We start from the raw sequence: 24,250 nt of genomic DNA, 5'->3' as shown, positions 1-24,250 counted from the left end.
ATAGTCTCCCGCCACCGTCGGAGCCCGCCCCGTGTTCGCCTTACTCGCCCGTCTTTTCCAGGAGCATCGCGCCTTCGCGATGCAGTTCGCGACATTCGTGGGGGTGGGCCTGACGGCAGCAGCCGGTCATTTCGCCACGCTGGCCTTCATGGTGGAGCATGAATTTGCCGGCCCTGTGCTGGCTTCGCTGTCCGGCTTCATCGTCGGCAGCATCATCTCCTACATCCTCAACAGCCGTTTCACCTTCGAATCGACCCGCAGCCATGCGGGTGCCCTGCCCCGCTTCGCGGCTGTGGCGGGTATCGCCTTCGTGCTCACGGGCATTCTGATGGAACTGCTCGCCAACCGGCTGGGTCTCTATTACCTGCTGGCGCAGGCCATCACGACCGGGCTGGTGCTGATCTGGACCTTCACCGCCTATCGCCTCTGGGCCTTCGCCCACAAGGCTGGCGCACGGGCGGAACGCAAGGGCGAGCGGTAGGGCGCACGCACCGGCTGCGGCCCTCACTTCACCGGCACGGCCCTGAACGCCATGCGGCGCTGGTTATGGCCGATGTTCGGATGAAGCCGCTCGGGCGCATAGCCGGCGGCCTTCAGCAGCGCCAGCATCTCGGCTTCCTCATACATGGTCAGGCCGAGGTCGGCGCGCAGCTTGCGATAGGGCGACACCGCCGTCTTGGCGAGGCCAATCACGGCCGCGGCCAGAAATCCGTCCCGCGCGGCGAAGGAGAGCAGCGCGCCGGCATCCTGCACGGCGCTGACGCCGGGAGGAATCACATCCGCCAGCACCACCGCGCCGCCCGGCGCCAGCAGGCGATGCCAGACGGCCAGCAGGTCCTTCAGCACATCCTTGGACAGATACTGCAACAGCGAATTGGCGATGATCAGGTCGAGGCTGCCATCCGGCAGCAGGGCCGCTTCCTCGGGCGAGAGCACCGAGACCTTGCGATCGCCCGCGAACTTCTCCTTCAACCGCGCCCGCACGGTCTGGGCGGAATCGGCAAGGATGAGCTGGCCCGATGCGCGGGCGAGATCGGCGGCGCCCAGCGCTTCGCCGCAGCCATAGTCCATCACCCGCGCGGCGGGATCGGGCACCAGCGCCACGATGTCGGCGGTGATGCGGGCGTAGTGCACCGCCTTGTGGCGGTCGTTCACATAAATGGAGTGGGCCCCATCCCAGAACGAAACCCAATCCATACCTCGCCTCCGTTCTGCCACCGGGCCGGATGCCCCGCGCACGCCGGGGCGGATATGCACCGCCCGCCCCGCGCTTCATGGCGCGGGCGGACGGCAGATTTGCGGCCCCGACAAGATGCCGGAGCCGGGCGCCTCGATCAGCGGGCGAAGGCGATGCCCTGCTCGGTCTGGTTGATGGCCTGATTCACCAGCTCGATGGCGCGCTCGCGGTGGCCGCCCTTGTTGGGCTCGGCCTTGATGAGGTTGGCTTTCGCGGCCTGCAGGGAGCCGAGGGCGGCCTCCATGAAGGGCTGGTTGGCGAGCGCCGGCGCATTCAACAGCGCCTGACCGCCAGCCATGGCGCCGACACCGAGCGCAACACCCGCAATGAGCGACTTGTTGAAAAACTTCGACATGGCTTGCTCCTCCCGAAGGCGCCACCGCACCGGCGGCCCTGGCAAAAAAGGTTCGACTGCTTTGATCTATACCTCCGTCGCCCCACCATTCGATGACGGGGCGACGGCAGGGTCAACGGGCAGAGTTGCCGGCTGGTCGCAATTCCTGTCGCAGAACTGCTCACGCTTCTGCGGGAATGGCTTCAGCGGGCGTAATAGACCCAGAAGCTGCCGACCGTCGGCCGGAGCGTACGCACGTTGCGATCGGACGAGGAGAAGACGCGGGGGCCGACCACCTTGGCCTGTGCCGACGCCGGGGCCAGAGCGGAGATGGCGAGCTGGACGGTCAGCGCGCAGCCGCCCTGCAGATTGGAGAGCGTGCCGCCCTGCCAGTCGGTGACGAGGCCGCCATTGTCGCCGCCGAAGCCGACGAGACGGAACGGCTTGCCGTTGATCTTCTCCAACTGAGCCAGCGTGGTGCCGATGCCCACACCATTGACGCTCCACGCGGTTTCCTCGGAGAAATTGAAGCGCAGCGGGCCCGCATAGGCGAAGCCGTCCGCCCAAGCCACCGCCACGCGCAGCTTGGGATCCTCGGGCAACACGATGCTGCCCGGACCGGTTGCCCCGCTCGGCTGCAGCACGTCGGGCGCCTGCACCACGCGGCTCACGCCGAAGATGCCCTTCAGATAGGTGTCGGAGGTGGTGGCCGACCATGGGCCGACGCAGCTGAAGGCGCGCGGGGCGCCCGTGGGCAGCGGCACGTTGACCACTGTCTCGTAATAATCACCGAAACCGTCGGTTTCCTTCACCACCGCCGTGCCCCAGCTGCCGCCGGGCGCCTGGCAGGCGGCCACGAACAGCCCGAGGGTCACTGTAGCCCCAAGGGCGCGCGCCAATTTCATCATGCCAGCCTCCCATGCCGTGCTTCCATGGTCTTAGCGCAGAGCGGACCGCGTTTGGAGCGCTCCTTGCCCGAACGGTAAATAGCTCCGTCCCTCGCCCACACTCTGCGCACCACAGCACGCGCACCCTATATGCTGACTGTTTTTGTCAGCTTAAATTGCGCCAAGCGATCCGGCGATTCACGCCCCGCACCAAAATCAGCACTCCATTCAAGGCCCACATCACATCCGCATCGTTGAACCACGTCATTTTAAATCTACTAATTTAGTTGATTAATGCCATCCACTAACGTACGATCAATCTCACAATATCCACTGTGATTTGGGGGTGCGGTAGGCTGGATGGCCATGGACCGCTCCCTGCAAAGGCAAGCCTTATGAATGCCCACGCCGCCCCGGTGCGCACCGCCGAAGCCGCATCACCCATCGCAAGCCCCCTGCGCCAACCGGTCTTCACGCCCCCGCCCAGCCCTTCCGCGCTCGCCTTTCGTGGCGCCATGCGCAAGCTGGCCGGGGCCGTGAGCCTCGTGACCACCGGCACGGGCGAGAGCCGCACCGGCCTCACCGCCACCTCTGTGTCATCGCTCAGCGTCGATCCGCCGACCCTCATCGTTTGCGTCAACCGCAGCGCCTCGGCGCGCGACACGCTGCTCGACGCCCGCCACTTCGCCATCAATGTGCTGCGCCCGCACCACACGCCGCTGGCCGATCGCTTTGCAGGTCGCACCGGCGAACAGGGCGCGGAGCGCTTCTCCGGCACCCAGTGGACGCAGATCGAGACCGGTGCACCGGTGCTGGCGGATGCGCTTGCGGTGTTCGACTGCGAGCTGGAGGAAGTGATCACCCGCCACTCGCATCTCATTCTGCTCGGCCGCGTGGTGGCAGCGCGCATCACCGAGAATGCCGATCCCCTGCTCTACTGGTCCGGCGCCTACCGCACGCTGGAAGGCTGACCCCTCGGCTTGTCCGGCCTCGCCCGGCAGTCTATCCCCGGAAGTACAATCGCCGCTTCCGGGGTCCGGTTCTCATGATGTCGTCCCGCACACCCGCTCCTCCGCTCCCCGAGGCTGCGTCTGTTGCAGACAGATGGATCGACACGCCCGACGGAAAGCTGTTCGCCCGCATCTGGGGCGCAACGCCCGGAGACTGGCCTCGCACACCCATCGTGCTGCTGCATGAATCACTGGGCTGCGTGGACGTGTGGCGCACCTTCCCTGCCCGGCTCGCCGCCGCCACAGGGCGGCCTGTCATCGCCTATGACCGGCTTGGCTTCGGCCGCTCCGATCCCTTTCCCGGCCCATTCCCGTCCGACTTCATCCGCCGCGAGGCAGACGAGGGGTTTGCGCACCTGCGCGCCGCGCTGGGGCTGGAACGCTTCATCATTCTAGGCCACAGCGTCGGCGGCGGCATGGCGGTGGGCATCGCTGCCGCCTTTGGAGACGCTTGCCAGGCGCTGATCACCGAGGCGGCCCAGTCCTGTGTGGAGCCGGTAACGCGGGCCGGTGTCGCCGCCGCCAAGACCCTGTTCTCGCAGGATATGCACATGTCTCGCATCGCCCGCTTCCACGGTGAGAAGGCCGCCTTCGTGCTCTCCGCCTGGGTGGACAGTTGGCTCTCGCCCGCCTTCGATCACTGGTCGCTCGATGCCGATCTGCCGCACATCTCGTGCCCGGTGCTGGTGATGCATGGGGCTGATGACGAATACGCCACGGCAGCCCAGCCCAAGCGCATCGTGGAGGGCGTTTCCGGCCACGCGCGCCTCGCCCTGCTGCCGCGCTGCGGACATGTACCCATCTGCAGGATGAGGCCCTGGTGCTGGCCACCGTCACCGCTTTTCTCGACGATCTCGCCCTGGACTAAAGCAGAAACCTCAACCTGACGGGCCGACCAGCGGCTGAACCGCCTGCCGCTGCCACGACAGTTCGGTGTCCGGCGCGCACCAGAAGCCCTCGAACAGGGCGCCCGGATCAGCTTCGGCAAAGCGCGCATGCGTGCCGAGGATGAGGGTGAAGAAGCTGTCCCAATCCACGCACGCCATAAGCGAGCCGTCCTCCGCCAGAAGACGCCGCGGCAGGTTCCTGGGATAGTCCGGCACGAGATGCCACGGCCGGGCATCCTCCAACACGGCGCGCGGTCGCACCTCCTGCTCTTCCCCGAACTCGTCGCCGACAACGACCCGCTCACAGCCGCAGGCCGCGAACAGCGCGGCCAGTCGCGCCTCCATGAGCGGCTGAAACACGCCCTCGGTCGGCAGGAACAGCTTTTCCCGCGCGCAGAACGCCTCCAGCGCTGCGGCACCTTGGGGGTCTGCGAACGCCGGCTTCAACGCGCGGATATGGGTGCGCAAGGCGCGATTGACGGCGCGATGGTCGGCAAAGCCGGCCCGCGCCGCCAGAACGCTCCATGACATGGCGATGCCTTGCGCCTTGGCGGCCATGTCCACGGCATCTTCGTCCAGCGTGACGTCGGCGTGTCGCCCGGCTTGCTGCGCGTCGAGATGATCCCGGAGTGACATGCCCTCGGGCACCTCGTCGCGCTCCATCACCAGCGTGCCGTGAGCGCAGGCCGCCGGATCCACGCCCGGTAACGCGAAGAAGGGATGCAGCGCCACGAAGGCGGCATCGAACCGCCCGCCGTACCAGGGCAGAATGGCAGTGTCATAGGGTGGAGCCACAAGCCGTGGGGGCGCGCTCATGTTCGACATGGAGACCTCAAGCTCCCCACCATCCCAGGACACTCTGCGGCCGGGAACGCGCCACGGGACTCGCCTTTGCCGCCGCTTCCGGTTGCGTCATGGATGATCCGGTTCCGGGGCGCGGGAGACGAATTCGAGATCAGGTTCCATGTCCTCATAGAAGATGAGGCCTATAGCCTCGAAATCCACCATGACGCCTCGCTTCAGATCGCTCCAATCCTCTTTCACATAGCCCGGCGCGAATTCGTCCGTATCGAGGGAGAACACGACCACGCCCCTGCGATGGTCGATGCGCACGCGGTCGCCGAGACGCGCCAGCGTGCCGTCCGCATAGTTCATGCCCCCCCCTTACCTTGCGCAAAATCCCATGACCACATCGGACCCTATGGCACCAGCCGGCGGCCGCTTGCGGTATCACGGCTGCCATATTGTCAGTCATGCTTGACATTCCTGACCATTCAAACTCACATATCCCACATAATGCAATAACGTCCCACAATATGGGACGACAACAACAAGCACTATAGGGAGATGAGATCGTCGCATGGCGACGATACACGCCACATCACGCCGAAGTTCCGTCCGATGAGCAGCATCACGCATGTGCGTTGCTGCGGCACGTGGCGCCATGGCGAACACATCTGGCCCTCCGGGGGCCGGCAATAACAACAGATCCACCCGGCCTTGCAGCCGGGATTCTAATCACACGATCAATAATGAGGAAACCCCATGTCGTCGGTCGCCTTAGGTTCGCCGATTGATAGCAGCGAGAGCATCCGCAAGCGCGTCGCCTCCAAGCTGCGCTGGCGCATCGTCTTCTACTGCTTCGTCCTTTTCATCATCAATTACCTTGACCGCGTGAACGTCGGCTTCGCCGCCACGCACATGAACAAGGATCTGGGCCTGACGGCGACGATGTACGGCTTCGGTGCCGGCATCTTCTTCCTCGGCTACATTGCCTTCGAAGTGCCCAGCAACATGATCATGCACAAGGTGGGGGCCCGCATCTGGATCGCCCGCATCATGGTCACGTGGGGCCTGCTGTCCTGTGGCATGGCCTTCGTGCAGGGAGAGTATAGCTTCTATGCCCTGCGCTTCCTGCTGGGCCTCGCCGAAGCCGGCTTCGTGCCCGGCATCCTGCTCTATCTCACCTACTGGTTCCCCGCCCGCGACCGCGCCAAGGCCACCGCCGGCTTCATGACAGCTACCGTGCTCTCCACGGTCATCGGCGCGCCCATCTCCGGCTGGATCCTCGCCACCGTGCCCAACTGGCATGGACTGGCGAATTGGCAGTGGCTGTTCATCCTCGAAGGCGTGCCGGCCGTGATCCTCGGCGTCTTCACCTTCTTCTATCTCGTGGACAAGCCGCAGGACGGCAAATGGCTCGACAAGGAAGAGCGTGAATGGCTGATCGGCGAGCTGGAGAAGGAGAACCGTCAGGTGGAGGCCACCTCGGGCCACTATAGCCTGCGCACCCTGTTCAGCGACAAGCGCGTGTGGCTGCTCACCCTGATCTACATGTTCAATGCCATGGCCGTGTACGGTGTGGTGCTGTGGCTGCCGCAGATCGTCCGCCAGATCGGCGGCCTCAGCGACCTGCAGACCGGCTTCGTGACCGCGATCCCCTTCGTGTTCGCCGCCATCGGCCTTGTCTTCGTCGCCCGCAGTTCCGACCGCACCGGTGAACGCAAGTGGCATACGGCGCTGGCCGCACTGTTCGGCGGCCTGTTCCTTGCCGCCAGCGCGGTGGCGCCGACCCCGCTCATGGGCCTGATGCTGCTGAGCGCCGCTGCCTTCGGCGTGTGGGCGGTGCTGGGCGTGTTCTGGTCGCTGCCCACCCAGTTCCTCACCGGCGCGGCAGCGGCGGCGGGCCTCGGGGCGATCAACGGCTTCGCGCAGATCGGCGGCTTCGCCGGCCCCTATCTGGTGGGCTTCATCCGCGACACCACACAGAGCTTCACCCCGGCCCTGCTGACGCTGGCCGCCGGCCCCATCATCGCGGCGCTGCTGTGCATGACCCTGAACCTGAAGGGCAAGGCCGGCAGCCGCTGAGGTCCGCCCCTTCAACAACAGACGCGCCGCCCCAACGGGCGGCGCGTTTTTTTATTGGCCTTCAACGGGCGGCAGCCTCGGCCTTCTCCACCACCTCGACCGCATGGCGCAGCACTTCAGCGCCGGTCTCGTTCCAGGTGGTGACGCCGCCTGCCATCACCACCTGCACCAGCGCCTCCGCCAGTTCCGGCACGCTCAGGCCACGGCGGACGGCGGCAGCCGCATGGGCCTTGGCGCCCTCGGTCTGGCCGATGAGCGTGTCGAGCACACAGAAGATCAATTCCTTGGTCTTCAGGTCCAGCGCCCCGCCCGCGTCTCGGTCGCGCATGATCGCGTCGCGCATCAGGCCATAGCCAGCGAACGCCCCCGGCGCATGTTCCGCCATCAAGGCGAAATTCACCGGCACCTCACCGAACGTCCGGCCGAAGCTTGCCGCGGCGACTTCGCTCGCGGCCTTCACCACGTCATCCTTGCTCATGGTGCACTCCTTGGCATCCCCTCGTCACAGGCACCGCCGTCGCATCAGGACAGCATCGCGCCGCCATCGGCGATGAGCGTCTGGCCGATAACGCACGCCATCCTGCCGCTGCACATCTCGTGGATCAGGCCCGCGATTTCCTCCTGCGTCATCAACCGCCCGAGTGGCAGGCGGGAGAGCACCGCCTCGCGGCGCGCGGGATCGGCCATCACGTCGTCCATCAGCGGCGAACCCACCGGCCCCGGCGCGAGACCGATGACGCGGATGCCGTGGGGCGCCCATTCCGCACCCGCCGTGCGGGTGAACTGCACTAGTGCCGCCTTGGACATGGAATAGATGCCGCGCCCCATCCCGCCCACAAAGGCCTGATGGGAGCTGACGTTCAGGATCACCCCCGGCCGGCCCGCCGCGCGCATGGCGCGGGCCATGCCGATGGCCATGCGGGTGGCGCCCACCACGTTCACATTGAGCACGTGAGCGATGTCGTCATCGTCCGTCTCCAGCAGCGGCTTGCGCAGCAGCACGCCGGCATTGTTGACGAACACGTCCACCACGCCGATCTCGCGCAGCGCGCGGGCGGTCTCCTCACCGGCAGCCTGATCGCAGACCACCACCTGCGCCACCGCCTCACCAAGCGCATGGCGCAGGCCGGACAGAGCCGCTTCATCCCGATCGATCAGGACGAGAGAAGCCCCCCGTGCGGCGAAGACACGGGCGGTTGCCGCTCCGATGGCCCCCGCCGCCCCGCTGATGGCAACGCGGAGCGGGTTGGGCTTTTCCTCAGCCGCCATTCCTCAGCGCCCCGCCACCGACCAGCCCCCGGCTTTCATGGCGCCGAGGCTGTGTTCCAAAAAGGCGATCACCGGCGGGGTATCCGCATGGAAGCAGACCGTCTGCGGGTCGATGCGCACGTCGGCCCCCTCGATGCTGCGCACCACGCCCTCTTGCACCATGCGGATGACACGGGCCGCCACCTCCTTCGGGTCGAGCACCATGGCATCCGGCCGGCGGCGATCCACGAGGCGACCGTCCGCATGATAGGCGCGGTCAGAGAAGCCCTCGCGCACGAAGGGAAGGCTGATGGCATTCGCCGCGTCCTCCAGACAGGAGAAGGGGAAGCCGTAGAGCGGCAGGTCGGGATTGTAGCGCGCCACGCCCTCGGCGGCGGCGGCGGCCACCTCGGGATCCTTGACCGCGCGATTGTAGAGCGCGCCATGGAACTTCACATGGTGCAGTTCCATGCCCTCCATGCGCAGCAGGCCGTCGACGGCGGCAAGCTGATACTGGATGCAGGCCATCAGCTCCTCTTTCGTCATGTCCATGTAGCGCAGCCCGAAGCCGGCGAGGTCCGGATAGGACGGATGCGCACCCACGGAGCAGCCGGCCTTCTTGGCTTCGGCGATGTAGCGCTTCATGAGCAGGGGATCGCCGCCATGGAAGCCGCAGGCGAGATTGATGGTGGAGACGGCGTGCATCACCTGCACCACGTCCGGCACCGGGGTGTCGGCGGCCGGCTGGAGCGGACCGCCCCGGTCCAGCTCCGCCGCCCACAGCATGGAGGGCAGCGCCCAGACGCCATAGCCTTCGCCCATGTCGGCGTTCAGTTCGATCTCAGGCATTGTGGATGCTCCTCCTGGCGGATGAGGAAGGGAAGGACGAAAGGACCGCGCTCAGGCGCTGGCGAGGTCGGCAACCAGTTGGGCATGCACGCGGGTGCCGGCGACGAGATGCTCGTCCTCCGCATGCTCCGCCTCGTTATGGCTGACGCCGTCCCGGCAGGGGATGAACAGCATCAAAGTCTGCGGGCACACGCCGGCAATGGGGCCGGCATCGTGGTTGGCGCCAGAGACGAGCTGCATGGTGGGCAGGCCGAGCGCCTGCGCCACGCCCTCCGCTTGCGCCACCAGCCCGGCATCGAAGTCGAGGGGATCGGTGGTGGTCGCCAGCATTGTCGCGGTGGCGGTGCAGGCGCCGGCGTGGGCCTTCACCCGCTCCGCGAAGGCGGCCACGAGGCGCTCGAGCGTGTCGCGATCGGTGTGGCGCAGGTCCACCACGAAGCTCACACGCCCCGGCACCACCGAAGCCGCGTTCGGATACACGCTCAGCTTGCCCACGGTGAAGCGGATCGCATCCTCGTCGTCCATGCACATGGCACGCAGGTCAGTGATGATGTCGATGGCATCCTGCAAGGCATCACGCCGGTGGCGGCGGGGCGTGGTGCCGGAATGGGCTTCCGCACCCACAACCTCGATGGCCATGCGGCGCATGCCCTGAATGCCGGAAACGATACCGACGGCAAGGCCCGCCTCTTCCAGCACGCGGCCCTGCTCGATGTGGATCTCCACATAGGCCTTGATGGGAAAGCCCAGCGGCCGCTGGCGCAGGCCAACCATACCGGGTGCCGCGGCGCGGACCGCCTCGCCGAGCGTTATGCCGTCCGCGTCCTTGAAGCCCAGCGTCTCGTCCAGCGTGCGGCGACCGGTGAAGGCGGATGAGCCGAGCGTGCCCACGGGATAACGCGCGCCCCCCTCCTCGCCGGTCCACACCACCGCCGTCACCGGCACGGCGGTCTCGATACCGGCGTCGTCGAGCGCTTGCAGCGTCTCCACGGCGGCGAGAACGCCATACATGCCATCGAAGCGGCCGGCATAAGGCTGGCTGTCGGTGTGCGAGCCGCACAGCACGGGCGGGGCATCGGCATCGCGCCCGGCGCGGGTGATGAAGAGATTTGCCACCGCATCGGTGGAGACGTCATAGCCGCGCGCCTGCGCCCATTCGATCAGGGCCGCGCGGGCCTCCAGATCGGTGTCGCCGAGGGCGAGGCGATGGACGCCGCCATTGGCCGTGGCGCCGATGGCGTCCATGCGGCGCTGCCAGCCGACCACGCGCTCCGCGCTGACGGCGGCGCCCACGGCGGTCAAGTGTCCAGTGTTCTCATTCGCCAAGGCGCAACTCCTTCGGGGCATCGGGCACAGCAGTCCCCTTCCCCTTCAAACGCTACCGTTCTGCGGTCAAGACAGCAGCCACGGACGGAAAGGGAAAGCAACTCCTGCGTGTTGCCCGACAACCGAAGGCGCGTCTCAGGCCGCGCCGAACAAGTCCGAAAGGTCCGGCCCCACCGGCACAAGACCGGCCGGGTTCAGCGTCTTCATGGAATAATAGCCACGCTTGATGTGGTCGATGTTCACCGTCTCCCGCACGCCGGGAAGTGCCAGTACGCGCTTCAGGAAAGCTGTGAGCGCCGGATAGCTGGAGATCTGGCGCTGATTGCACTTGAACAGGCCATGATAGGCCGCATCGAAGCGGATCAGGGTTACGAAGGCACGGATGTCCGTCTCCGTGAAACGCTCACCGAACAGGAAGGGACCGGAGCCCGCCAGCCGCTCTTCCAGCTCGCCCAGCACGCCGAACACATCGGCGAAGGCCTCCTCATAGGCGACCTGCGTGGTGGCGAAGCCGGCGCGATAGACGCCATTGTTGAGGCGCGGATAGATGTGGTCGTTCAGCGCGTCGATGGCGGGAGCCAGATCCGCCGGATACAGATCGAACGCGTCGCTCGCCAGTCCGCCGAAGCCGGAATTGAAGATGCGCAGGATATCGGCGGATTCGTTGTTCACGATGGTGCCGGTCTGCTTGTCCCACAGCACGGGCACGGTGGCGCGTCCGGTGTAGTGCGGATCGGCGCGGGTATAGATCTCGTGCATGTAGGTGGCGCCGTTCAGCGTGTCGCGATCCGCGCCCGGATAATCGCCGAAGCGCCAGCCTTCATCGGTCAGCGCCGGCTCCACCACGGAGACCGACACCACCTCCTCCAGCCCCTTGAGCTTGCGGGCGATGAGGGTGCGCGAGGCCCAGGGGCAGATGAGCGCCACATAGAGATGGTAGCGCCCCGCCTCCGCCCTGAAGCCGCTTTGCCCGGTCGGCCCGGCGGCGCCGTCCGGGGTCACAAAACTGCGGAAGCCGGAGATCTGCCGCACGAAGCCGCCCTTCGCGTCGCTGGCCTGCACCGGCTGCCAGTTGGCGGTCCATTTCCCATCGACGAGCATGGCGATCTTCCTCGGGGTTGTTTTGGGTATCGGCTGCAAGCGCAACAGGTTCCCTCTCCCGCTTGCGGGGGAGGGATAGGGAGGGGGCAGACCGGGAAGAAGGGCAGGAAATCACCGGCATAGCGATGGCAGGCGGGCGGTGCCCGTCTCCGCGCTGCGCGCGGCCCCCTCCCCAACCCTCCCCCGCAAGCGGGAGAGGGAGTTACGTAACGCTTGACCCTCTGCCTCAGGCCTCACAGGCCGGTAAGAAGGATGGGCGTGCCCCATGGATCCTTGACCGAAAAGCCGGACGGCCCCGGCTTGCCGGCGGCGCGAGCCTGCATGGCGGCGAGCCGCTCGGGACCAACCTCGATCACCACCTCGGCGAGGCCGGTGGAAGGGAACTCCCGCAGCGGCGCGCCCCGGCTGTTCCAGATGTTGGTCGCCAGATGATGGTGATAGCCATTGGCGGCATAGAAGGTGCCGCCGGGATAGCGGCAGGTGATGTCAAAGCCGAGGATGCCGGCATAGAAAGCCTCGGCGGGGGCCAGCGCCCCCACCTGCAGATGCACATGGCCGACGCGGGAGCCCTCCGGAAAGCCCTGCCACTTGCCGTCGAGGGCGGTGGTCAGCAGGTTCTCGAAGTTCAGTTCCTCCGTGACCATGGTCACTTGTCCATCCTGCCAAACCCATTCGGACGCCGGGCGGTCGGCATAGATCTCCACGCCGTTGCCCTCGGGGTCCGAGAGGTAGATCGCCTCGCTGACCGCATGGTCGGATGAGCCCACCACGGGCGTGTGGCTGTCGATGGCATGATCGGTCCAGCGGGCGAGATCGCCGCGCGTGGGCAGCAGGAAGGCGGTGTGGAACAGGCCCGCCTCCTTGGGGGACCTGCGGCGGGCATGGGCATCCCGCCGCAGTTCGAGCAGCACCGTGCCACCCGCGCCCAGCTCGACGCTTTCCCCGTCGCCCTTCAGGCGGTGGAGCCCCACCGCCGTCTCGTAGAAGGCGGCGACCTGATCGAGGTCGTTCACGGTCAGCACGACCCGGCCCATGGCGAGGGCGGAGGCGGCATCCGGAGCGGCGAGCTGTGCGGTGGTGGTCATGATACGTCTCCCTGACCCGTGTCAGACGGGCAGATAGTCAGCGGACAGGCGGTCAGCGCGCAGCCTTGCCGATGGGGGTGGGCTTGAGGGCGAAGGCACCGTCACCCGTCAGCGCAAGCGCGATCAGGCCGACGATCCAGAACGCCGGAAACTCCCAGCCACCCTTGGGATTGGTGAAGAAGAAGCCGGCCGCACCGTGCACGGTGAAGATGGCGCCCAGCAGGACCGGGATCAAGATCACCGCGAACAGGCGGGGCCACACCCCGAGGATCAGGGCCAGCGCGCCGACCACTTCCCAGACGATGGTGACATAAGCGAACCAGCCCGGCAGGCCGAGCGAGCCGAAGAAGGCGGCGGTGCCGGCGGGGGTGAAGACGAAGATCTTCAGGCCCGCATGGGCCAGGAAGAGGATGCCGAGGGCGAGCCGCAGCACAAGCGCGGCGTAAGGGGCGGTCTTGGTGTCGGTCATTGCAGTGTCTCGCAGTGAGGGTGCGTCGATGGCCGGCACCATGCGCCCCTTCCTGCTGCACGATTAAGTAGGACAACCGGAGATGTTTCCTTCCTATTTGGAAGAAATAGACCCTACCAGCCCTTGTCCCACTCCGGCGTGCCCCGGAAGCAGGTCGCGAGGAAATCCACCAGCGCCCGCACTTTCAGGGCGAGATGCCGGCCCGGCGGATAGAGGGCATAGACCGCATGACGTTCATGCTCCTGCGTGCGGAGGAGCGGCACCAGCGCGCCCGCCTTCAGGCGGGGGCCGGCGATGAAGCTGGGCAGGCGGGCGACGCCGAGCCCCGCTTCCGCCGCCGCAAGGCAGGCTTCGCCGTCGGAGAAACGGATGCGACCCGTCACCTGCACGCTCGTGGCCGCCTCCCCCATGCCGAACTGCCAGTTGAAGGGATCGCGGAAATTGGTGTCGATGATGCAGTCATGCGCCAGCAGGTCGGCGGGGCTCTGCGGCGTGCCGCGCGCCTCCAGATAGGCCTTCGCCGCCACCAGAACGATGCGGGCATCGCACAGCCTTCGGGCGATCAGGCTGCTGTCGCCGGGCTTGCCGATGCGGATGGCGGCATCGAACCCCTCGTCCACCACGTTCACCACCCGGTCGGTGAAGTTCACGTCGAGCTGGATGTCGGGAAAGGCACGGGCGAAGTCGATCAGCAGCGGCGCGAGCTGGATGGTGCCGAAGGATTTCGGCGCGGTGAGGCGCAGCCGGCCGGCAGGGGCGCCTGAGGCGTTGCGCACGGAGGCATCCAGCGCGTCGAACTCGTCGATGAGCTGCTTCAGGCGCTCGTAATAGGCCTGCCCCACCTCGGTGGCCGCCAGCGCGCGGGTGGTGCGCTTGATGAGCTGCACGCCCACGTCCGCCTCCAGCTTGGAGACAAGCTTGGACGCCTGCCCGCTGCTGGTGCCGAGCCGCTCGGCGGCGGCGGCGAAGCTGCCGCTGTCCAGCACCGCCACGAACATGCGTTCCGGGCCAAGACGCTCCATCACCGCCGCTCCATGGCTCAGGCGCCCCGCGAAACGGAGGGCAGGATAGCGGACAGGCGGCGATGGATGGCCTCCTCGTGCCGCTGCCACCAGATGCCGATGGCCACGATGCCGAGCCCGAGCAGGCTGAGGGCCAACGGGAACAGGAGGCTGTCCTGGAACAGATCGAACGCCAGATAGCCGAGATAGGTGGCGATCCCGAACGCGCCCAGCACGGTGAAGATGCGCCGCCCGATGGCCGCGCCGAACAGCACCAGACCGGCATTGAGCAACGCATAGCCCAGACGCCCGAACTCGTTGCCGGCGCCGCTGAAGGTCAGCCCCGTCCAGGCGGCGATGCCGCCGAAGAGATAGAGCCAGGTGGAGAAATCCGCCGTGCCGCGCCGCCGCCGGTAGATGTCGAGCCCGCCGGCCACCACGCACATGCCGATGCCGAACAGCAGCGACACATGGCGGGCATGGTCCCAATCCCAGTCCCACACGTCCTGCCCCTGCCCGACGCGGGCGAAATCCATACTCATGTACCAGAGCGTGACGGCCAGCGGCATGACCATGAAGGGCAAGGGCAGACGCCAGAGCATCAGCCCGCCGATGATGAGCGTCGTCACCTCCAGCGTCAGCCAGCGGGCATCCACCCATTGGTGATACTGGCTGTAGCGGGCACCCGAGACCCCGCCGGACAATTCCGGCCAGAGCCCCAGCGCGTGCTGGATGGCCCAGGTCGCCAGCGGCACCAGACAGACCGCCAGCGCCCCCAGCAGCCCGGCAGGAATGGAAAGGCCGCGCTTCAGCAGCGTTTCAGCCGCGATCCAGCAGGCGATGGCATAGAGCACGGCCAGCACCGCGATGCCCCATGGCCCCAGCACGTCCCAGCTGAGGGTCATGAACAGGGTCATGGCGGCAATGGCCAGCAGGCCGCCGAAATAATAGAGCGTGTGGCCGAAGCTGAAGCGCGGCGTCTCCAGACCATTCGGCGCGAAGGCCGGCCGCCCGCCGAGATAGGCCCAGAGCGCATCGGCCTGCGGTCGGCCGATCACCCCCGCCACGACCGCCGCATCGAGATCATCAAGGCTGATCAGGATGCGCTTGGCCCCGGAAGGCGGCGAGGAAGGGTGCGGGTCGCTCATGACGTCTCCGGGCTGGCGCGTGGGCTGCTTGAGCCGCGTTTTATCCTTCATGCGCAATGACGTGGACCGCATCAAGGCCGACCATGCGCGCGGCCGGAGGATACCGCATCACAAGCTCTTGCCATGCTCCCGGCGATGCGGCTTGCTGGACACGTCCATCGGCGGCGTCCCCGGCTGCCGCGCGCTTAAGGCCCCGGAGACGGCATGAACCTCCTCGCCATCTATGCCCGCGCCCTCGCGCTGCTCGGCCCGCAGGCAAAGGTCGGCATCGCGCTGGCGGTGGGCAATCTTGCCCTCGCGCTGGCGCAGTTCGCCGAGCCTATCCTGTTCGGCCGCATCATCGATGCGTTGGCTGGCTCACAGGGTAGCGGCCGCCTGCCGGAGTATGGCGAGCTGGCGCCCCTGCTGGGCGGCTGGGTCGCCTTCGGCCTGTTCAATATCGTGGCCGGCGTGCTCGTCTCGCTGCATGCGGATCGCCTCGCCCATCGTCGCCGGCTGGGCGTGCTGACCGAATATTTCGAGCATGTGCTCCAGCTCCCCCTCTCCTTCCATGGCGAGACCCATTCCGGCCGCCTGCTGAAGATCATGCTTCAGGGCACGGATGCCCTGTGGGGCATGTGGCTGTCCTTCTTCCGCGAGGACTGCGCGGCCATCGTCTCGCTGATCGTGCTGGTGCCGGTGGGCATCTGGATCAACTGGCGCCTCGGCCTTGTGCTGGTGGTGCTGATGGCCGTGTTCGGCTTCGTCACCGGCTATGTCATGCGCCGCACGGAGGCGCTCCAGCGCGAGGTGGAGGAGCACCACGCCAGTCTGGCCGAGCACGCCACGGATGCACTGGGCAACGTCGCCCTCGTGCAGAGCTACACCCGCATCGAAGCCGAGGTGCGCGGGCTGAAGGACACCGCCGGGCAGGTGCTGGCGGCGCAGATCCCGGTGCTGTCGTGGTGGGCCCTGGTGTCCATGGCGACACGGGCGGCGACCACCCTGACCATCCTTGCCATCCTGCTCATCGGCACGTGGCTCTATATCCACGGGCTGGCGGCCATCGGCGACATCGTCACCTATGTGGGTTTCGCCACCATGCTCATCGGCAAGCTCGACAGCACGGTGGGCTTCATCAACCGCCTCGTCATGTCGGCGCCGGGCCTCGCCCAGTTCTTCGAGGTGCTGGATACGGTGGGGCAGGTACGCGACCGGCCGGGCGCGAAGACGCTCGCGGACGTGAAGGGCGATGTGCGCTTCGAGACCGTCTCCTTCTCCTATGACGGCAAGCGCAGCGCGCTGGCGGACGTGTCGTTCCACGCCGCGCCGGGCGAAACCATCGCGCTGGTGGGCTCCACGGGCGCGGGCAAATCCACGGCCCTGACGCTGCTGCATCGCGTCTTCGACCCGCAGTCGGGCGCGGTGCGCATCGACAACACCGACATCCGCGACGTCACGCTCGCCTCCCTGCGCCACCAGATCGGCGTGGTGTTTCAGGAGGCCATGCTGTTCAACCGCACCATCGAGGACAATCTCCGGGTCGGAAAGCCGGACGCCACGGAAGCCGAGCTGAAGCTCGCGCTGGAGCGGGCGCAGGCGTGGGAGCTGGTGGAGCGCAATCCCATGGGCCTGAAGGCCATGGTGGGCGAGCGCGGCCGCTCGCTTTCCGGCGGCGAGCGCCAGCGCCTGTCCATCGCCCGCGCTCTGCTGAAGGATCCGCCCATCCTGATCCTCGACGAGGCCACCAGCGCGCTGGACGCCTCCACCGAACAGAAGGTGCAGGCGGCGCTGGACGAGGTAATGAAGGGCCGCACCACTTTCGTGATCGCCCACCGCCTCGCCACCGTGAAGGATGCGGATCGCATTCTTGTGTTCGAGCAGGGCCGCATCATCGAGGCCGGCACATTCGACGAACTGGTACGGCTCGGTGGGCGCTTCGCCCAGCTGGCCCGTGCCCAGTTCCTCGCGCCGAGCGAAACAGTGGATAAGCCGCTGGTGGAGACCTGACCAAGATACCGCATATCATTAACCCTTCGGCACGCTTCTCCAGCGCGGAATGCCGGTTGCGGGAAAATTGGAAACGGTTTCGCATCAACATCTTAGCGGCAGGAACCTACCGCGAGACCCGGCATTCGCAAGCGGAAGCGCGGCAAAAGTGATCATGCGCAAGCGGGCCTGAGGCAAGCTAGCGCCTTTTCCCAAGGGTCGAAAAAGGCTAAGGAAAACACCAGCGTCGCCGGGGGGCGTCCTTTTCGGTCACATGCAGAGCGTTCCCTCCCGGTCGCCGCCTGTGCCGCGTTCACGACGCGTGCGCTTCAAGCCGGCCCTCTGGCCAGCGGCGCGCGCCTGAGGGAGCCCGCATTGTCCGGCCTGTTCAGCCTTTCCGCCCGTTTAGCGGCTGCCATGTCGTCCTCGCGCGATCTTACGCGCCGCCTTCTGCTGCCGGCCGCCGTGGCCTGCCTCACCGCGACCGCCGCTTCCGCCGCCCCCGTGCTGCTGGTGGAAGCCGATACCGGCCGCGTGCTCGAACAGCAGGATGCCGGCAAGCCCTGGTATCCCGCCTCCATCACCAAGCTGATGACCGTCTATGTGGCGCTCGACGCGGTGAAGGAAGGCCGGATGACCTTCGACACCCTCCTCACCGTCTCCCCGCTCGCCGCCGCGCAGCAGCCCAGCAAGATGGGCTTCAAGGCCGGCACGCAGGTGACGCTGGAGAATGCCCTGCGCATGCTCATGGTGAAGTCGGCCAACGACATGGCCGTGGTCATCGCCGAGGGCGTGGCCGGCAGTGTGCCGGCGTTCTCCGACGAAATGAACGTCATGGCCCAGCGCCTGGGCATGCACGGCACCCACTACAACAATCCCAACGGCCTGCCGGACCCGGAGCAGTATACCACCGCCCGTGACATGGCGATGCTGGCCCGCGCGCTGATCTATCATTTCCCGGAGCAGGAAACCCTGTTCCGCATCCCGGCCATGAAGCTCGGCAAGACGGTGTACCGGAACTACAACCGCCTGATCGACCGCTATCCCGGCGCGGACGGCATGAAGACCGGCTTCATCTGCTCCTCGGGCTTCAATCTGGTGGCCACCGCCACGCGCGGCAACAAGCGCCTCATCGCCGTCATCCTCGGCGCCCCCTCGGCCGTGACCCGCACCGAGCAGGCCGCCATGCTGTTCGAGAAGGGGTTCCAGCCGTCCTGGTCCATCTTCGGCTCGGCGGCCCCGACGCTTGCCAGCATCGCCGACACCGGCGGCGAGCCCACCGACATGAAGCCCTATATCTGCGGCGGCAAGCGCGGCCAGCTGGCCGCCGAGAATGAGGACGACGCCATCTTCGGCAATGGCGGCACGGCCTCTTCCTACGCCACGCAGGCAGCTGCCGCGGCCGGCTTCTCCGGCAAGAACCCCGGTGCGGCCCTGCTGCAGACCCTGCCGCCCTCCATGCCTCCGGTGGAAGTCTTCATCGGCCCCCGTGGCGCGCCGCTGCCGCTGGAAACCGCCTATCCGGAAGAGCCCAAGAAGCCCGCCAAGCCTGTCGCGTCCAAGCCCGCCGACAAGAAGGCCAAGCAGGCCTCCACCGGCGATGCCAAGGACGCACCGAAGCCGGCCCCCAAGCCCGCTCCGAAGCCATCCGCTGCAAAGCCTGCGGGCGAGAAGTCATCGGCTGTGAACAATCCCAACAGCCTCTACACACCCAAGCCCAAGACCGCTGCCGCCAAGCCTGCGTCTGACGACGCACCCGCGCGCGCCGGCAACTGAGCGGTCGCGAAGGCCCCAACTTGACCGAGCAACCCGCGCAAGCGCCTGCCCCCGCCGCCCCGAAGCGGCGCGGGCCACCCGAGCCCATCCCCGTCACCGTGCTCACGGGCTTCCTCGGCGCGGGCAAAACCACGCTGCTCAACCACCTGCTGGCCGATCCGGGGCTGGCGGATACCGCCGTGCTCATCAACGAGTTCGGCGAGATCGGCCTCGACCATCTGTTCGTGCGTGAGGTGGAAGAGGGCGTGGTGCTGCTGGCGAGCGGCTGCGTCTGCTGCACCGTGCGCGGTGATCTGGTGGCGGCGCTGGAAGACCTGCTGCGCGGGCTGGACAACAACCGCATCCCGCGCTTTTCCCGCGTGCTCATCGAGACCACGGGCCTCGCCGACCCCGCCCCCATCCTGCACACGCTGATGACGCATCCCTATCTCGTCATGCGCTACCGGCTGGACGGCGTGGTGACGGTGGTGGACGGGCTCACCGGCAATGCCACGCTCGACAGCCAGCCGGAAGCGGTGAAGCAGGCGGCGGTGGCCGACCGGGTGGTGCTGACCAAGACCGACCTCGCCAACACCCCGGACTCACAGGCCGGCCTCGTGACCCTGCGCGCCCGGCTCGCCCGTCTGGCGCCCATGGCGCCGGTGCTGGATGCGGCGAAGGGTGAGGCCGATGCGGCCGGCATCCTGAAGGCGGGCCTCTACGACCCGACCCGGAAAATTCCGGACGTGGCCCGCTGGCTGGCCGAAGAGCAGATGGCGGCCAATGCGGAAGCCGTCGGGGCAGAGGGCGTGGACCCCAACCGGCATGACGACCGCATCAAGGCCTTCACGCTGGCTACCGACGCGGCCATCGGCGCGTCCACGCTGGATCTGTTTCTGGAGCTGCTGCGCGCCACCCATGGCGGCAACGTGCTGCGCATGAAAGGCATCGTGAAGCTGCAGGACGACCCGTCCCAGCCGGTGGTGCTGCATGGAGTGCAGCACGTCATGCACCCGCCGACCCGCCTGCCCGAATGGCCGGATGATGACCGCCGCACGCGCCTTGTCATGATCGTGCGCGATCTCGATCCGTCCGTGATCCAGCGCCTGTTCAATGCCTTTCTCGGCGTGCCCGCCGTGGACACGCCCGACCGGGCGGCGCTGATGGACAATCCCCTCGCCCCACCCGGCCTGTCCGGCGGGCGCTGAAGTCCCCCGCTCTCAGCCCCAGAAATTGTCCAGGTTGAGATTGTCCGGCGTCAGATCGGAGATGCTGACGCCCTCGATGATGACGCCGATGGGCCACGCCTCGGGGCCATGCAGGTCCAGATAGACACCCTCGTCCGTCTCGGTGAGGTGATCGAGGAAGTCCTCGAAGGAGTGGATGCCCCCGTCCGTCTGCCGGTTGAGCGACAGGACGATCTTGTCGCCGCCATCCCCGGCCTCGAAATCGAGGATGCGGTCGCGGCTGGAATTCAGGTCGTTGAAGAGGAACCAGTCCGAGCCGGCACCGCCGACCAGATAATCGTTGCCCCAGCCACCTTCCAGCCGATCGTCCCCGGCCCCGCCGCGCAGGCTGTCGTGGCCGTTGCCGCCATAAAGCCGGTCGTTGCCGTCACCGCCCCGCAGATAGTCCCGGCCGTCCCAGCCGCTCAGGGCGTCATCGCCGTCGCCACCGTAGAAGGTGTCCGTCAGCACGGTGCCGAACGCCTGTATGCTCTCGAAATTGGTGAGGATGCTGCCGTCCACCTCGGTCAGTGCAGGGTCGAAATGCAGGGTCACGCCCTCGGTCCCGGCGCGAAAGGAGATGGCCACCATGTCGTCGCCATCACCGCCGTCGGCAACGGCCTTGCCGTAGTGGATGAACACGGTGTCGTCCCCACCGCCCGCAGAGACGGTGTCCACCACCTCATAGCCGGCGTAATAGGCAATCGAGATCTCATTGGCATTGTCATCGCCGATCAGGACATCGGCGCCCGTGGTGCCACGAATGTTCTCGATGCCGGACAGGATATCGCCCTCGGCATCGCCGCCGTACGCTGTGCCGGTCGCCAGATTCACCGTGACGCCGGTCTGCGGCGGGGCGTGCCAATAGCTGACGGTGTCGATACCGTCGCCGCCTTCGATGATGTCGGCCCCGGCCCCTCCGGTCAGTTCGTCATCGCCCGCTCCGCCTCGCAGAATGTCATCCCCAGCGCCGCCCTGCAGGGTGTCGTTGCCATCGCCGCCCTCCAATGTGCTGGAGCCCGTGCCGGGATAGGCGGCCAGGTAATCATCGCCGCCCAGCCCGAGGATCACATCTCCCGTGAGTGAAGCGCCGATGAGAGAGTCCGGCTCCTGTGTTCCGACGATGCGGGCCATGGTGTCCTCCTCGGCAAGAGAAGAGATGCGTTGGGAAGAGATCTGCTGGGATCCGGGGCCCCGGGGCGGATCAGGTCACATGATCCGCCCCGGCCCCCCGCGCATCCGGTGAGGCGCGATCAGGCGAAGGGATCGTCGGCCAGCACCAGATTGTCCGACGTCAGGTCGGCGATGTTCACGCCTTCGATGATCACGCCGATCGCCCAGTCGCCGTGGCCCGACAGGTCCAGATAAAGGCCCTGATCGGTCTGGGTCAGATGATCGAGAAAATCGTCGAAGGAATGGATGCCCGTCTCCGACTGCCGGTAGAGAGACAGCTCGATCTTGTCGCCGTCATCGCCGGCTTCAAAGTCGATGATCCGGTCGCGACTGGCGTTCAGGTCGTCGAACACGAAGGTGTCCGAGCCGGAACCGCCCACCAGGAAGTCGTTGCCCCAGCCGCCTTCCAGCCGGTCGTCGCCGGACCCGCCGCGCAGGCTGTCGTGGCCGTTGCCGCCATACAGGCTATCGTTGCCGGCTTCGCCACGCAGATAGTCCCGGCCATCGCCGCCATAGAGGATGTCGTTGCCGCCGGCGGCATAGACAGTGTCGCTGCCGGCATCCCCATAGAAGGTGTCGGAAAACCGGCTTCCCGACACGTCCATGCTTTCGAAGTTGGTGAAGGTGCTGCCGTTTGCCGTCGCTCCATCAGCGAAGGAGAAGGTCACGCCCTGCGTCTCGTCGGCAAAGGAGATCACCACCTGATCGAAGCCTTCGCCGCCATCGGCGATGGCGCTGCCCTCGCCGATGATGACGATGTCGTCGCCGCCGCCCGCGAACACCGTGTCCACGGCGCCATACAGGCCGTCGCCGACGGAGATCACATTGGCATTGTCATCGCCGATCAGCACGTCCGCCGCGTTGGTGCCGACGATGTTCTCGATACCGGACAGGAAATCGCCTTCGGCATCCCCGCCCGTCCCCGTACCGTTGGAAAGGTCCACGGTGACGCCATCCTGCGGCGCCACCGACCCCGAATAATCCGCGGTGTCTATGCCGGCCCCGCCGACGAGAATGTCCGCCCCAGCCCTGCCGATCAGCCTGTCGTCGCCGTCGCCACCCAGCAGGATGTCGTCACCGGCGCCGCCGATCAGGGTGTCATTGCCCTCGCCACCGTCGAGGGTGCTGGAGCCCGTGCCGGGATGGGCAGCGATGTAATCATTGCCGCCGCGCCCGACGAGCACATCACCCGTAGGAGAAGTGCCGTTCAGATAGTCCGAATCGAGTGTTCCAACGATGTCCGCCATGGTCTCCACCACGCCATGAGAATAGGTGCGGCGGGAGTATGATGCGGCGGAGGACGATTACCTAAGGTTTCAATTTCAACCTATTTTCGCGCAAACATATACACTGTCAGGCTACCTGATATGGTCCAGAATACCCTCGGCTGCGGCCCGTCCGGTGGCGAAGCAGGCCTGCAGCAGATAGCCGCCCGTGGGCGCTTCCCAATCCAGCATCTCGCCGCAGGCGAACAGGCCCGGCTGGCCGCGCACGCCATAGTCCGGCGCCATGTCGGCCCATGACAGGCCCCCGGCGCTGGAGATGGCCCGCTCCAGACCGCAGGTGTCCGTCACAGTGAGTTCCACCTGCTTGATGAGCCGCGCCAGAGCTTCGGGCGTGGCGGGCCGCGCCGGCATGCCATCGCGCAACACTCCGGCCTGCACCGGGGACAGGCCCGCCGCCTTGCGCAGGCGTTCGGCGAAGGAGAGGCGCTCGGGCGCCGCCCGGAGCTTGGACGCGAGTTGCTCCACGCTCAGATCAGGCCGAAGATCGATGGCGAGCTTCGCCTTTCCGTCGCGCGCCACGGCGTTGCGGATGATGCGGGAGAGGGCATAGACCGCGCCCCCTTCCAGCCCGCCTCCGGTGATCACGGCTTCGCCCCGCACGCTCACCCCGTCGCAGGACAGAGCGATGCGCTTCAACGGCTCACCGGCGAAACGGCCGCGCAGATGCTCCGACCAGTCCAGCAGCACGCCCATGTTGGCCGGTGCGAAGGGCGCGACCGTCAGCCCCCTGCCCTCCAGCAGCCCGCGCCAGCCGCCGTCCGCCCCGAGGCGCGGCCACGACGCGCCGCCAAGCGCGAGCAAGGTCGCGCGCGGCCTAACCGTGACGGTCCCCTCGGGCGTGCGGAAAGACAGCGCGCCGTCCTCCGTCCAGCCGGTCCAGTCATGGCGCGCATGCAGCGTGACGCCCGCCTCGCCCAGCCGTCGCAGCCAGGCGCGCAGCAAGGGCGAGGCCTTGAAGCTCTTCGGAAACACCCGCCCGCTGGAACCGACGAAGGTCGGTTCGCCCAAGTCCTCCACAAACGCCCGCAGGGCCTCGGGCGGAAAGGCGTGGATGGCGGGTGCGAGATGGTCGGCGGCGGGGCCGTAGCGCGTCAGGAAGCGGTCCAGCGGCTCGGAATGGGTGAGGTTGAGCCCACCTCGCCCGGCCATGAGGAATTTGCGCGCCGGCGCCGGCATGCGGTCGAACAGCCGGACCCGCACGCCGGCCGCCGCCAGATGCGAGGCTGCCATGAGTCCGGCCGGGCCGGCACCGATGATCGCCACGGGGGTGTCAGGATCGCGGGGCGCTTGGGAAATCATGGGCGGGCTTGTGCCGCCAATCGGCGGCACTGTCCATCATGTGAAGGCGCCTGCCCGCTTCGGTGTTAGGGAAGCTTGCCTTACTTTATGGAC

24 protein-coding genes are annotated in these 24,250 nt (G+C 67.0%); 7 read left to right on the top strand and 17 right to left on the bottom strand.

Going from position 1 to position 24,250, the window contains the following annotated elements:
* The first annotated feature begins 31 nt into the window (after window positions 1–31).
* Window positions 32–481: a GtrA family protein gene (locus IEW24_RS26470; RefSeq protein ID WP_188583913.1), complete on the top strand. Its 450-nt coding sequence runs from the start codon at window positions 32–34 to the stop codon at window positions 479–481.
* A gap of 23 nt (window positions 482–504) precedes the next feature.
* On the opposite strand, the gene IEW24_RS26465 is transcribed toward IEW24_RS26470, so the two are convergent.
* From IEW24_RS26465 to IEW24_RS26455, 3 genes are all read right to left on the bottom strand, one after another.
* Window positions 505–1,197: a class I SAM-dependent methyltransferase gene (locus tag IEW24_RS26465; RefSeq protein ID WP_188583912.1), complete on the bottom strand. Its 693-nt coding sequence runs from the start codon at window positions 1,195–1,197 to the stop codon at window positions 505–507.
* 137 nt (window positions 1,198–1,334) lie between these two features.
* Window positions 1,335–1,592 carry a hypothetical protein gene (locus tag IEW24_RS26460; protein ID WP_188583911.1) on the bottom strand — a complete coding sequence of 86 codons (258 nt, stop codon included), beginning with the start codon at window positions 1,590–1,592 and terminating at the stop codon, window positions 1,335–1,337.
* Window positions 1,593–1,774: 182 nt separating this feature from the next.
* A complete protein-coding gene (locus tag IEW24_RS26455) occupies window positions 1,775–2,479 on the bottom strand; it encodes a hypothetical protein (RefSeq protein WP_188583910.1) in 705 nt (234 codons plus the stop codon).
* A 374-nt stretch (window positions 2,480–2,853) separates the two neighbouring features.
* Between IEW24_RS26455 and IEW24_RS26450 the strand changes: the two genes are divergently transcribed.
* Both IEW24_RS26450 and IEW24_RS26445 read left to right on the top strand, forming a co-directional pair.
* Window positions 2,854–3,429 carry a flavin reductase family protein gene (locus tag IEW24_RS26450; protein ID WP_188583909.1) on the top strand — a complete coding sequence of 192 codons (576 nt, stop codon included), beginning with the start codon at window positions 2,854–2,856 and terminating at the stop codon, window positions 3,427–3,429.
* 212 nt (window positions 3,430–3,641) lie between these two features.
* Window positions 3,642–4,355, top strand: a complete 714-nt coding sequence (locus IEW24_RS26445) for an alpha/beta fold hydrolase (RefSeq protein ID WP_210324293.1) — start codon at window positions 3,642–3,644, stop codon at window positions 4,353–4,355.
* Here the strand turns inward: IEW24_RS26445 and IEW24_RS26440 are convergent.
* Both IEW24_RS26440 and IEW24_RS26435 read right to left on the bottom strand, forming a co-directional pair.
* Window positions 4,347–5,180 carry a DUF2711 family protein gene (locus tag IEW24_RS26440; RefSeq protein ID WP_188583908.1) on the bottom strand — a complete coding sequence of 278 codons (834 nt, stop codon included), beginning with the start codon at window positions 5,178–5,180 and terminating at the stop codon, window positions 4,347–4,349. The genes IEW24_RS26445 and IEW24_RS26440 overlap by 9 nt on opposite strands.
* Window positions 5,181–5,267: 87 nt before the next feature.
* Window positions 5,268–5,510, bottom strand: a complete 243-nt coding sequence (locus tag IEW24_RS26435; protein WP_188583907.1) for a hypothetical protein — start codon at window positions 5,508–5,510, stop codon at window positions 5,268–5,270.
* Window positions 5,511–5,900: 390 nt separating this feature from the next.
* On the opposite strand from IEW24_RS26435, the gene IEW24_RS26430 reads away from it, so the two are divergent.
* Entirely contained in the window at window positions 5,901–7,223 is a 1,323-nt protein-coding gene (locus tag IEW24_RS26430; RefSeq protein ID WP_188583906.1) for an MFS transporter, read from the top strand.
* A gap of 61 nt (window positions 7,224–7,284) precedes the next feature.
* Here the strand turns inward: IEW24_RS26430 and IEW24_RS26425 are convergent, their stop codons facing one another.
* The 9 genes from IEW24_RS26425 to IEW24_RS26385 all read right to left on the bottom strand — a co-directional run bounded on the left by IEW24_RS26425 (window position 7,285) and on the right by IEW24_RS26385 (window position 15,450).
* Window positions 7,285–7,701 carry a carboxymuconolactone decarboxylase family protein gene (locus IEW24_RS26425; protein ID WP_188583905.1) on the bottom strand — a complete coding sequence of 139 codons (417 nt, stop codon included), beginning with the start codon at window positions 7,699–7,701 and terminating at the stop codon, window positions 7,285–7,287.
* Window positions 7,702–7,745: 44 nt separating this feature from the next.
* Complete coding sequence (locus tag IEW24_RS26420; protein ID WP_188583904.1) at window positions 7,746–8,492, bottom strand: SDR family NAD(P)-dependent oxidoreductase; 747 nt, start codon at window positions 8,490–8,492, stop codon at window positions 7,746–7,748.
* A gap of 3 nt (window positions 8,493–8,495) precedes the next feature.
* Window positions 8,496–9,320, bottom strand: coding sequence for a LamB/YcsF family protein (locus tag IEW24_RS26415; RefSeq protein WP_188583903.1), 825 nt, complete (start codon window positions 9,318–9,320; stop codon window positions 8,496–8,498).
* Between the two features lie 51 nt (window positions 9,321–9,371).
* On the bottom strand, window positions 9,372–10,646 hold the full coding sequence (locus tag IEW24_RS26410) for a Zn-dependent hydrolase (RefSeq protein ID WP_188583902.1): 1,275 nt from the start codon (window positions 10,644–10,646) through the stop codon (window positions 9,372–9,374).
* A gap of 135 nt (window positions 10,647–10,781) precedes the next feature.
* Window positions 10,782–11,747 carry a glutathione S-transferase family protein gene (locus tag IEW24_RS26405; protein WP_188583901.1) on the bottom strand — a complete coding sequence of 322 codons (966 nt, stop codon included), beginning with the start codon at window positions 11,745–11,747 and terminating at the stop codon, window positions 10,782–10,784.
* 233 nt (window positions 11,748–11,980) lie between these two features.
* Window positions 11,981–12,832, bottom strand: coding sequence for a VOC family protein (locus IEW24_RS26400; RefSeq protein WP_188583900.1), 852 nt, complete (start codon window positions 12,830–12,832; stop codon window positions 11,981–11,983).
* Window positions 12,833–12,884: 52 nt separating this feature from the next.
* A complete protein-coding gene (locus IEW24_RS26395; protein ID WP_188583899.1) occupies window positions 12,885–13,301 on the bottom strand; it encodes a DoxX family protein in 417 nt (138 codons plus the stop codon).
* A gap of 113 nt (window positions 13,302–13,414) precedes the next feature.
* Entirely contained in the window at window positions 13,415–14,323 is a 909-nt protein-coding gene (locus IEW24_RS26390; RefSeq protein WP_188583898.1) for a LysR family transcriptional regulator, read from the bottom strand.
* Window positions 14,324–14,340: 17 nt separating this feature from the next.
* Complete coding sequence (locus IEW24_RS26385) at window positions 14,341–15,450, bottom strand: DUF2157 domain-containing protein (protein WP_188583897.1); 1,110 nt, start codon at window positions 15,448–15,450, stop codon at window positions 14,341–14,343.
* Window positions 15,451–15,654: 204 nt separating this feature from the next.
* On the opposite strand from IEW24_RS26385, the gene IEW24_RS26380 reads away from it, so the two are divergent.
* The 3 genes from IEW24_RS26380 to IEW24_RS26370 all read left to right on the top strand — a co-directional run bounded on the left by IEW24_RS26380 (window position 15,655) and on the right by IEW24_RS26370 (window position 20,381).
* Window positions 15,655–17,439, top strand: a complete 1,785-nt coding sequence (locus IEW24_RS26380; RefSeq protein ID WP_188583896.1) for a glucan ABC transporter ATP-binding protein/ permease — start codon at window positions 15,655–15,657, stop codon at window positions 17,437–17,439.
* A 396-nt stretch (window positions 17,440–17,835) separates the two neighbouring features.
* The gene (locus IEW24_RS29040; protein ID WP_188583895.1) at window positions 17,836–19,194 is read left to right on the top strand and encodes a D-alanyl-D-alanine carboxypeptidase family protein; all 1,359 of its coding nucleotides are present in this window, start codon (window positions 17,836–17,838) and stop codon (window positions 19,192–19,194) included.
* Between the two features lie 20 nt (window positions 19,195–19,214).
* The gene (locus IEW24_RS26370; RefSeq protein ID WP_188583894.1) at window positions 19,215–20,381 is read left to right on the top strand and encodes a CobW family GTP-binding protein; all 1,167 of its coding nucleotides are present in this window, start codon (window positions 19,215–19,217) and stop codon (window positions 20,379–20,381) included.
* 12 nt (window positions 20,382–20,393) lie between these two features.
* Here IEW24_RS26370 and IEW24_RS29035 read toward each other — a convergent pair whose 3' ends face one another.
* The 3 genes from IEW24_RS29035 to IEW24_RS26355 form a co-directional block, all read right to left on the bottom strand.
* Window positions 20,394–21,533 (bottom strand): calcium-binding protein, encoded by a 1,140-nt coding sequence (locus IEW24_RS29035; RefSeq protein ID WP_188583893.1) that lies wholly within the window; start codon window positions 21,531–21,533, stop codon window positions 20,394–20,396.
* 119 nt (window positions 21,534–21,652) lie between these two features.
* Window positions 21,653–22,819, bottom strand: coding sequence for a calcium-binding protein (locus tag IEW24_RS29030; protein ID WP_188583892.1), 1,167 nt, complete (start codon window positions 22,817–22,819; stop codon window positions 21,653–21,655).
* Window positions 22,820–22,930: 111 nt separating this feature from the next.
* Entirely contained in the window at window positions 22,931–24,157 is a 1,227-nt protein-coding gene (locus IEW24_RS26355) for a BaiN/RdsA family NAD(P)/FAD-dependent oxidoreductase (protein ID WP_188583891.1), read from the bottom strand.
* Window positions 24,158–24,250 lie beyond the last annotated feature (93 nt).

The organism is Azorhizobium oxalatiphilum (assembly GCF_014635325.1).
Lineage (GTDB): Bacteria > Pseudomonadota > Alphaproteobacteria > Rhizobiales > Xanthobacteraceae > Azorhizobium > Azorhizobium oxalatiphilum.
Note: the sequence above shows the minus strand (reverse complement) of the source record. Positions and strands in the feature narration are given on the sequence as shown.

Bases quoted from the DNA above. Each gene is read 5' to 3' on its own strand.
- IEW24_RS26435 (WP_188583907.1), bottom strand. From the start codon at position 5,510: ATGAACTATGCGGACGGCACGCTGGCGCGTCTCGGCGACCGCGTGCGC.
- IEW24_RS26400 (WP_188583900.1), bottom strand. From the start codon at position 12,832: ATGACCACCACCGCACAGCTCGCCGCTCCGGATGCCGCCTCCGCCCTC.
- IEW24_RS26395 (WP_188583899.1), bottom strand. From the start codon at position 13,301: ATGACCGACACCAAGACCGCCCCTTACGCCGCGCTTGTGCTGCGGCTC.
- IEW24_RS26440 (WP_188583908.1), bottom strand. From the start codon at position 5,180: ATGTCGAACATGAGCGCGCCCCCACGGCTTGTGGCTCCACCCTATGAC.
- IEW24_RS26460 (WP_188583911.1), bottom strand. From the start codon at position 1,592: ATGTCGAAGTTTTTCAACAAGTCGCTCATTGCGGGTGTTGCGCTCGGT.
- IEW24_RS29030 (WP_188583892.1), bottom strand. From the start codon at position 22,819: ATGGCGGACATCGTTGGAACACTCGATTCGGACTATCTGAACGGCACT.
- IEW24_RS29035 (WP_188583893.1), bottom strand. From the start codon at position 21,533: ATGGCCCGCATCGTCGGAACACAGGAGCCGGACTCTCTCATCGGCGCT.
- IEW24_RS26415 (WP_188583903.1), bottom strand. From the start codon at position 9,320: ATGCCTGAGATCGAACTGAACGCCGACATGGGCGAAGGCTATGGCGTC.
- IEW24_RS26450 (WP_188583909.1), top strand. From the start codon at position 2,854: ATGAATGCCCACGCCGCCCCGGTGCGCACCGCCGAAGCCGCATCACCC.
- IEW24_RS26405 (WP_188583901.1), bottom strand. From the start codon at position 11,747: ATGCTCGTCGATGGGAAATGGACCGCCAACTGGCAGCCGGTGCAGGCC.
- IEW24_RS26385 (WP_188583897.1), bottom strand. From the start codon at position 15,450: ATGAGCGACCCGCACCCTTCCTCGCCGCCTTCCGGGGCCAAGCGCATC.
- IEW24_RS26380 (WP_188583896.1), top strand. From the start codon at position 15,655: ATGAACCTCCTCGCCATCTATGCCCGCGCCCTCGCGCTGCTCGGCCCG.
- IEW24_RS26455 (WP_188583910.1), bottom strand. From the start codon at position 2,479: ATGATGAAATTGGCGCGCGCCCTTGGGGCTACAGTGACCCTCGGGCTG.
- IEW24_RS26465 (WP_188583912.1), bottom strand. From the start codon at position 1,197: ATGGATTGGGTTTCGTTCTGGGATGGGGCCCACTCCATTTATGTGAAC.
- IEW24_RS26420 (WP_188583904.1), bottom strand. From the start codon at position 8,492: ATGGCGGCTGAGGAAAAGCCCAACCCGCTCCGCGTTGCCATCAGCGGG.
- IEW24_RS29040 (WP_188583895.1), top strand. From the start codon at position 17,836: ATGTCGTCCTCGCGCGATCTTACGCGCCGCCTTCTGCTGCCGGCCGCC.
- IEW24_RS26425 (WP_188583905.1), bottom strand. From the start codon at position 7,701: ATGAGCAAGGATGACGTGGTGAAGGCCGCGAGCGAAGTCGCCGCGGCA.
- IEW24_RS26430 (WP_188583906.1), top strand. From the start codon at position 5,901: ATGTCGTCGGTCGCCTTAGGTTCGCCGATTGATAGCAGCGAGAGCATC.
- IEW24_RS26390 (WP_188583898.1), bottom strand. From the start codon at position 14,323: ATGGAGCGTCTTGGCCCGGAACGCATGTTCGTGGCGGTGCTGGACAGC.
- IEW24_RS26355 (WP_188583891.1), bottom strand. From the start codon at position 24,157: ATGATTTCCCAAGCGCCCCGCGATCCTGACACCCCCGTGGCGATCATC.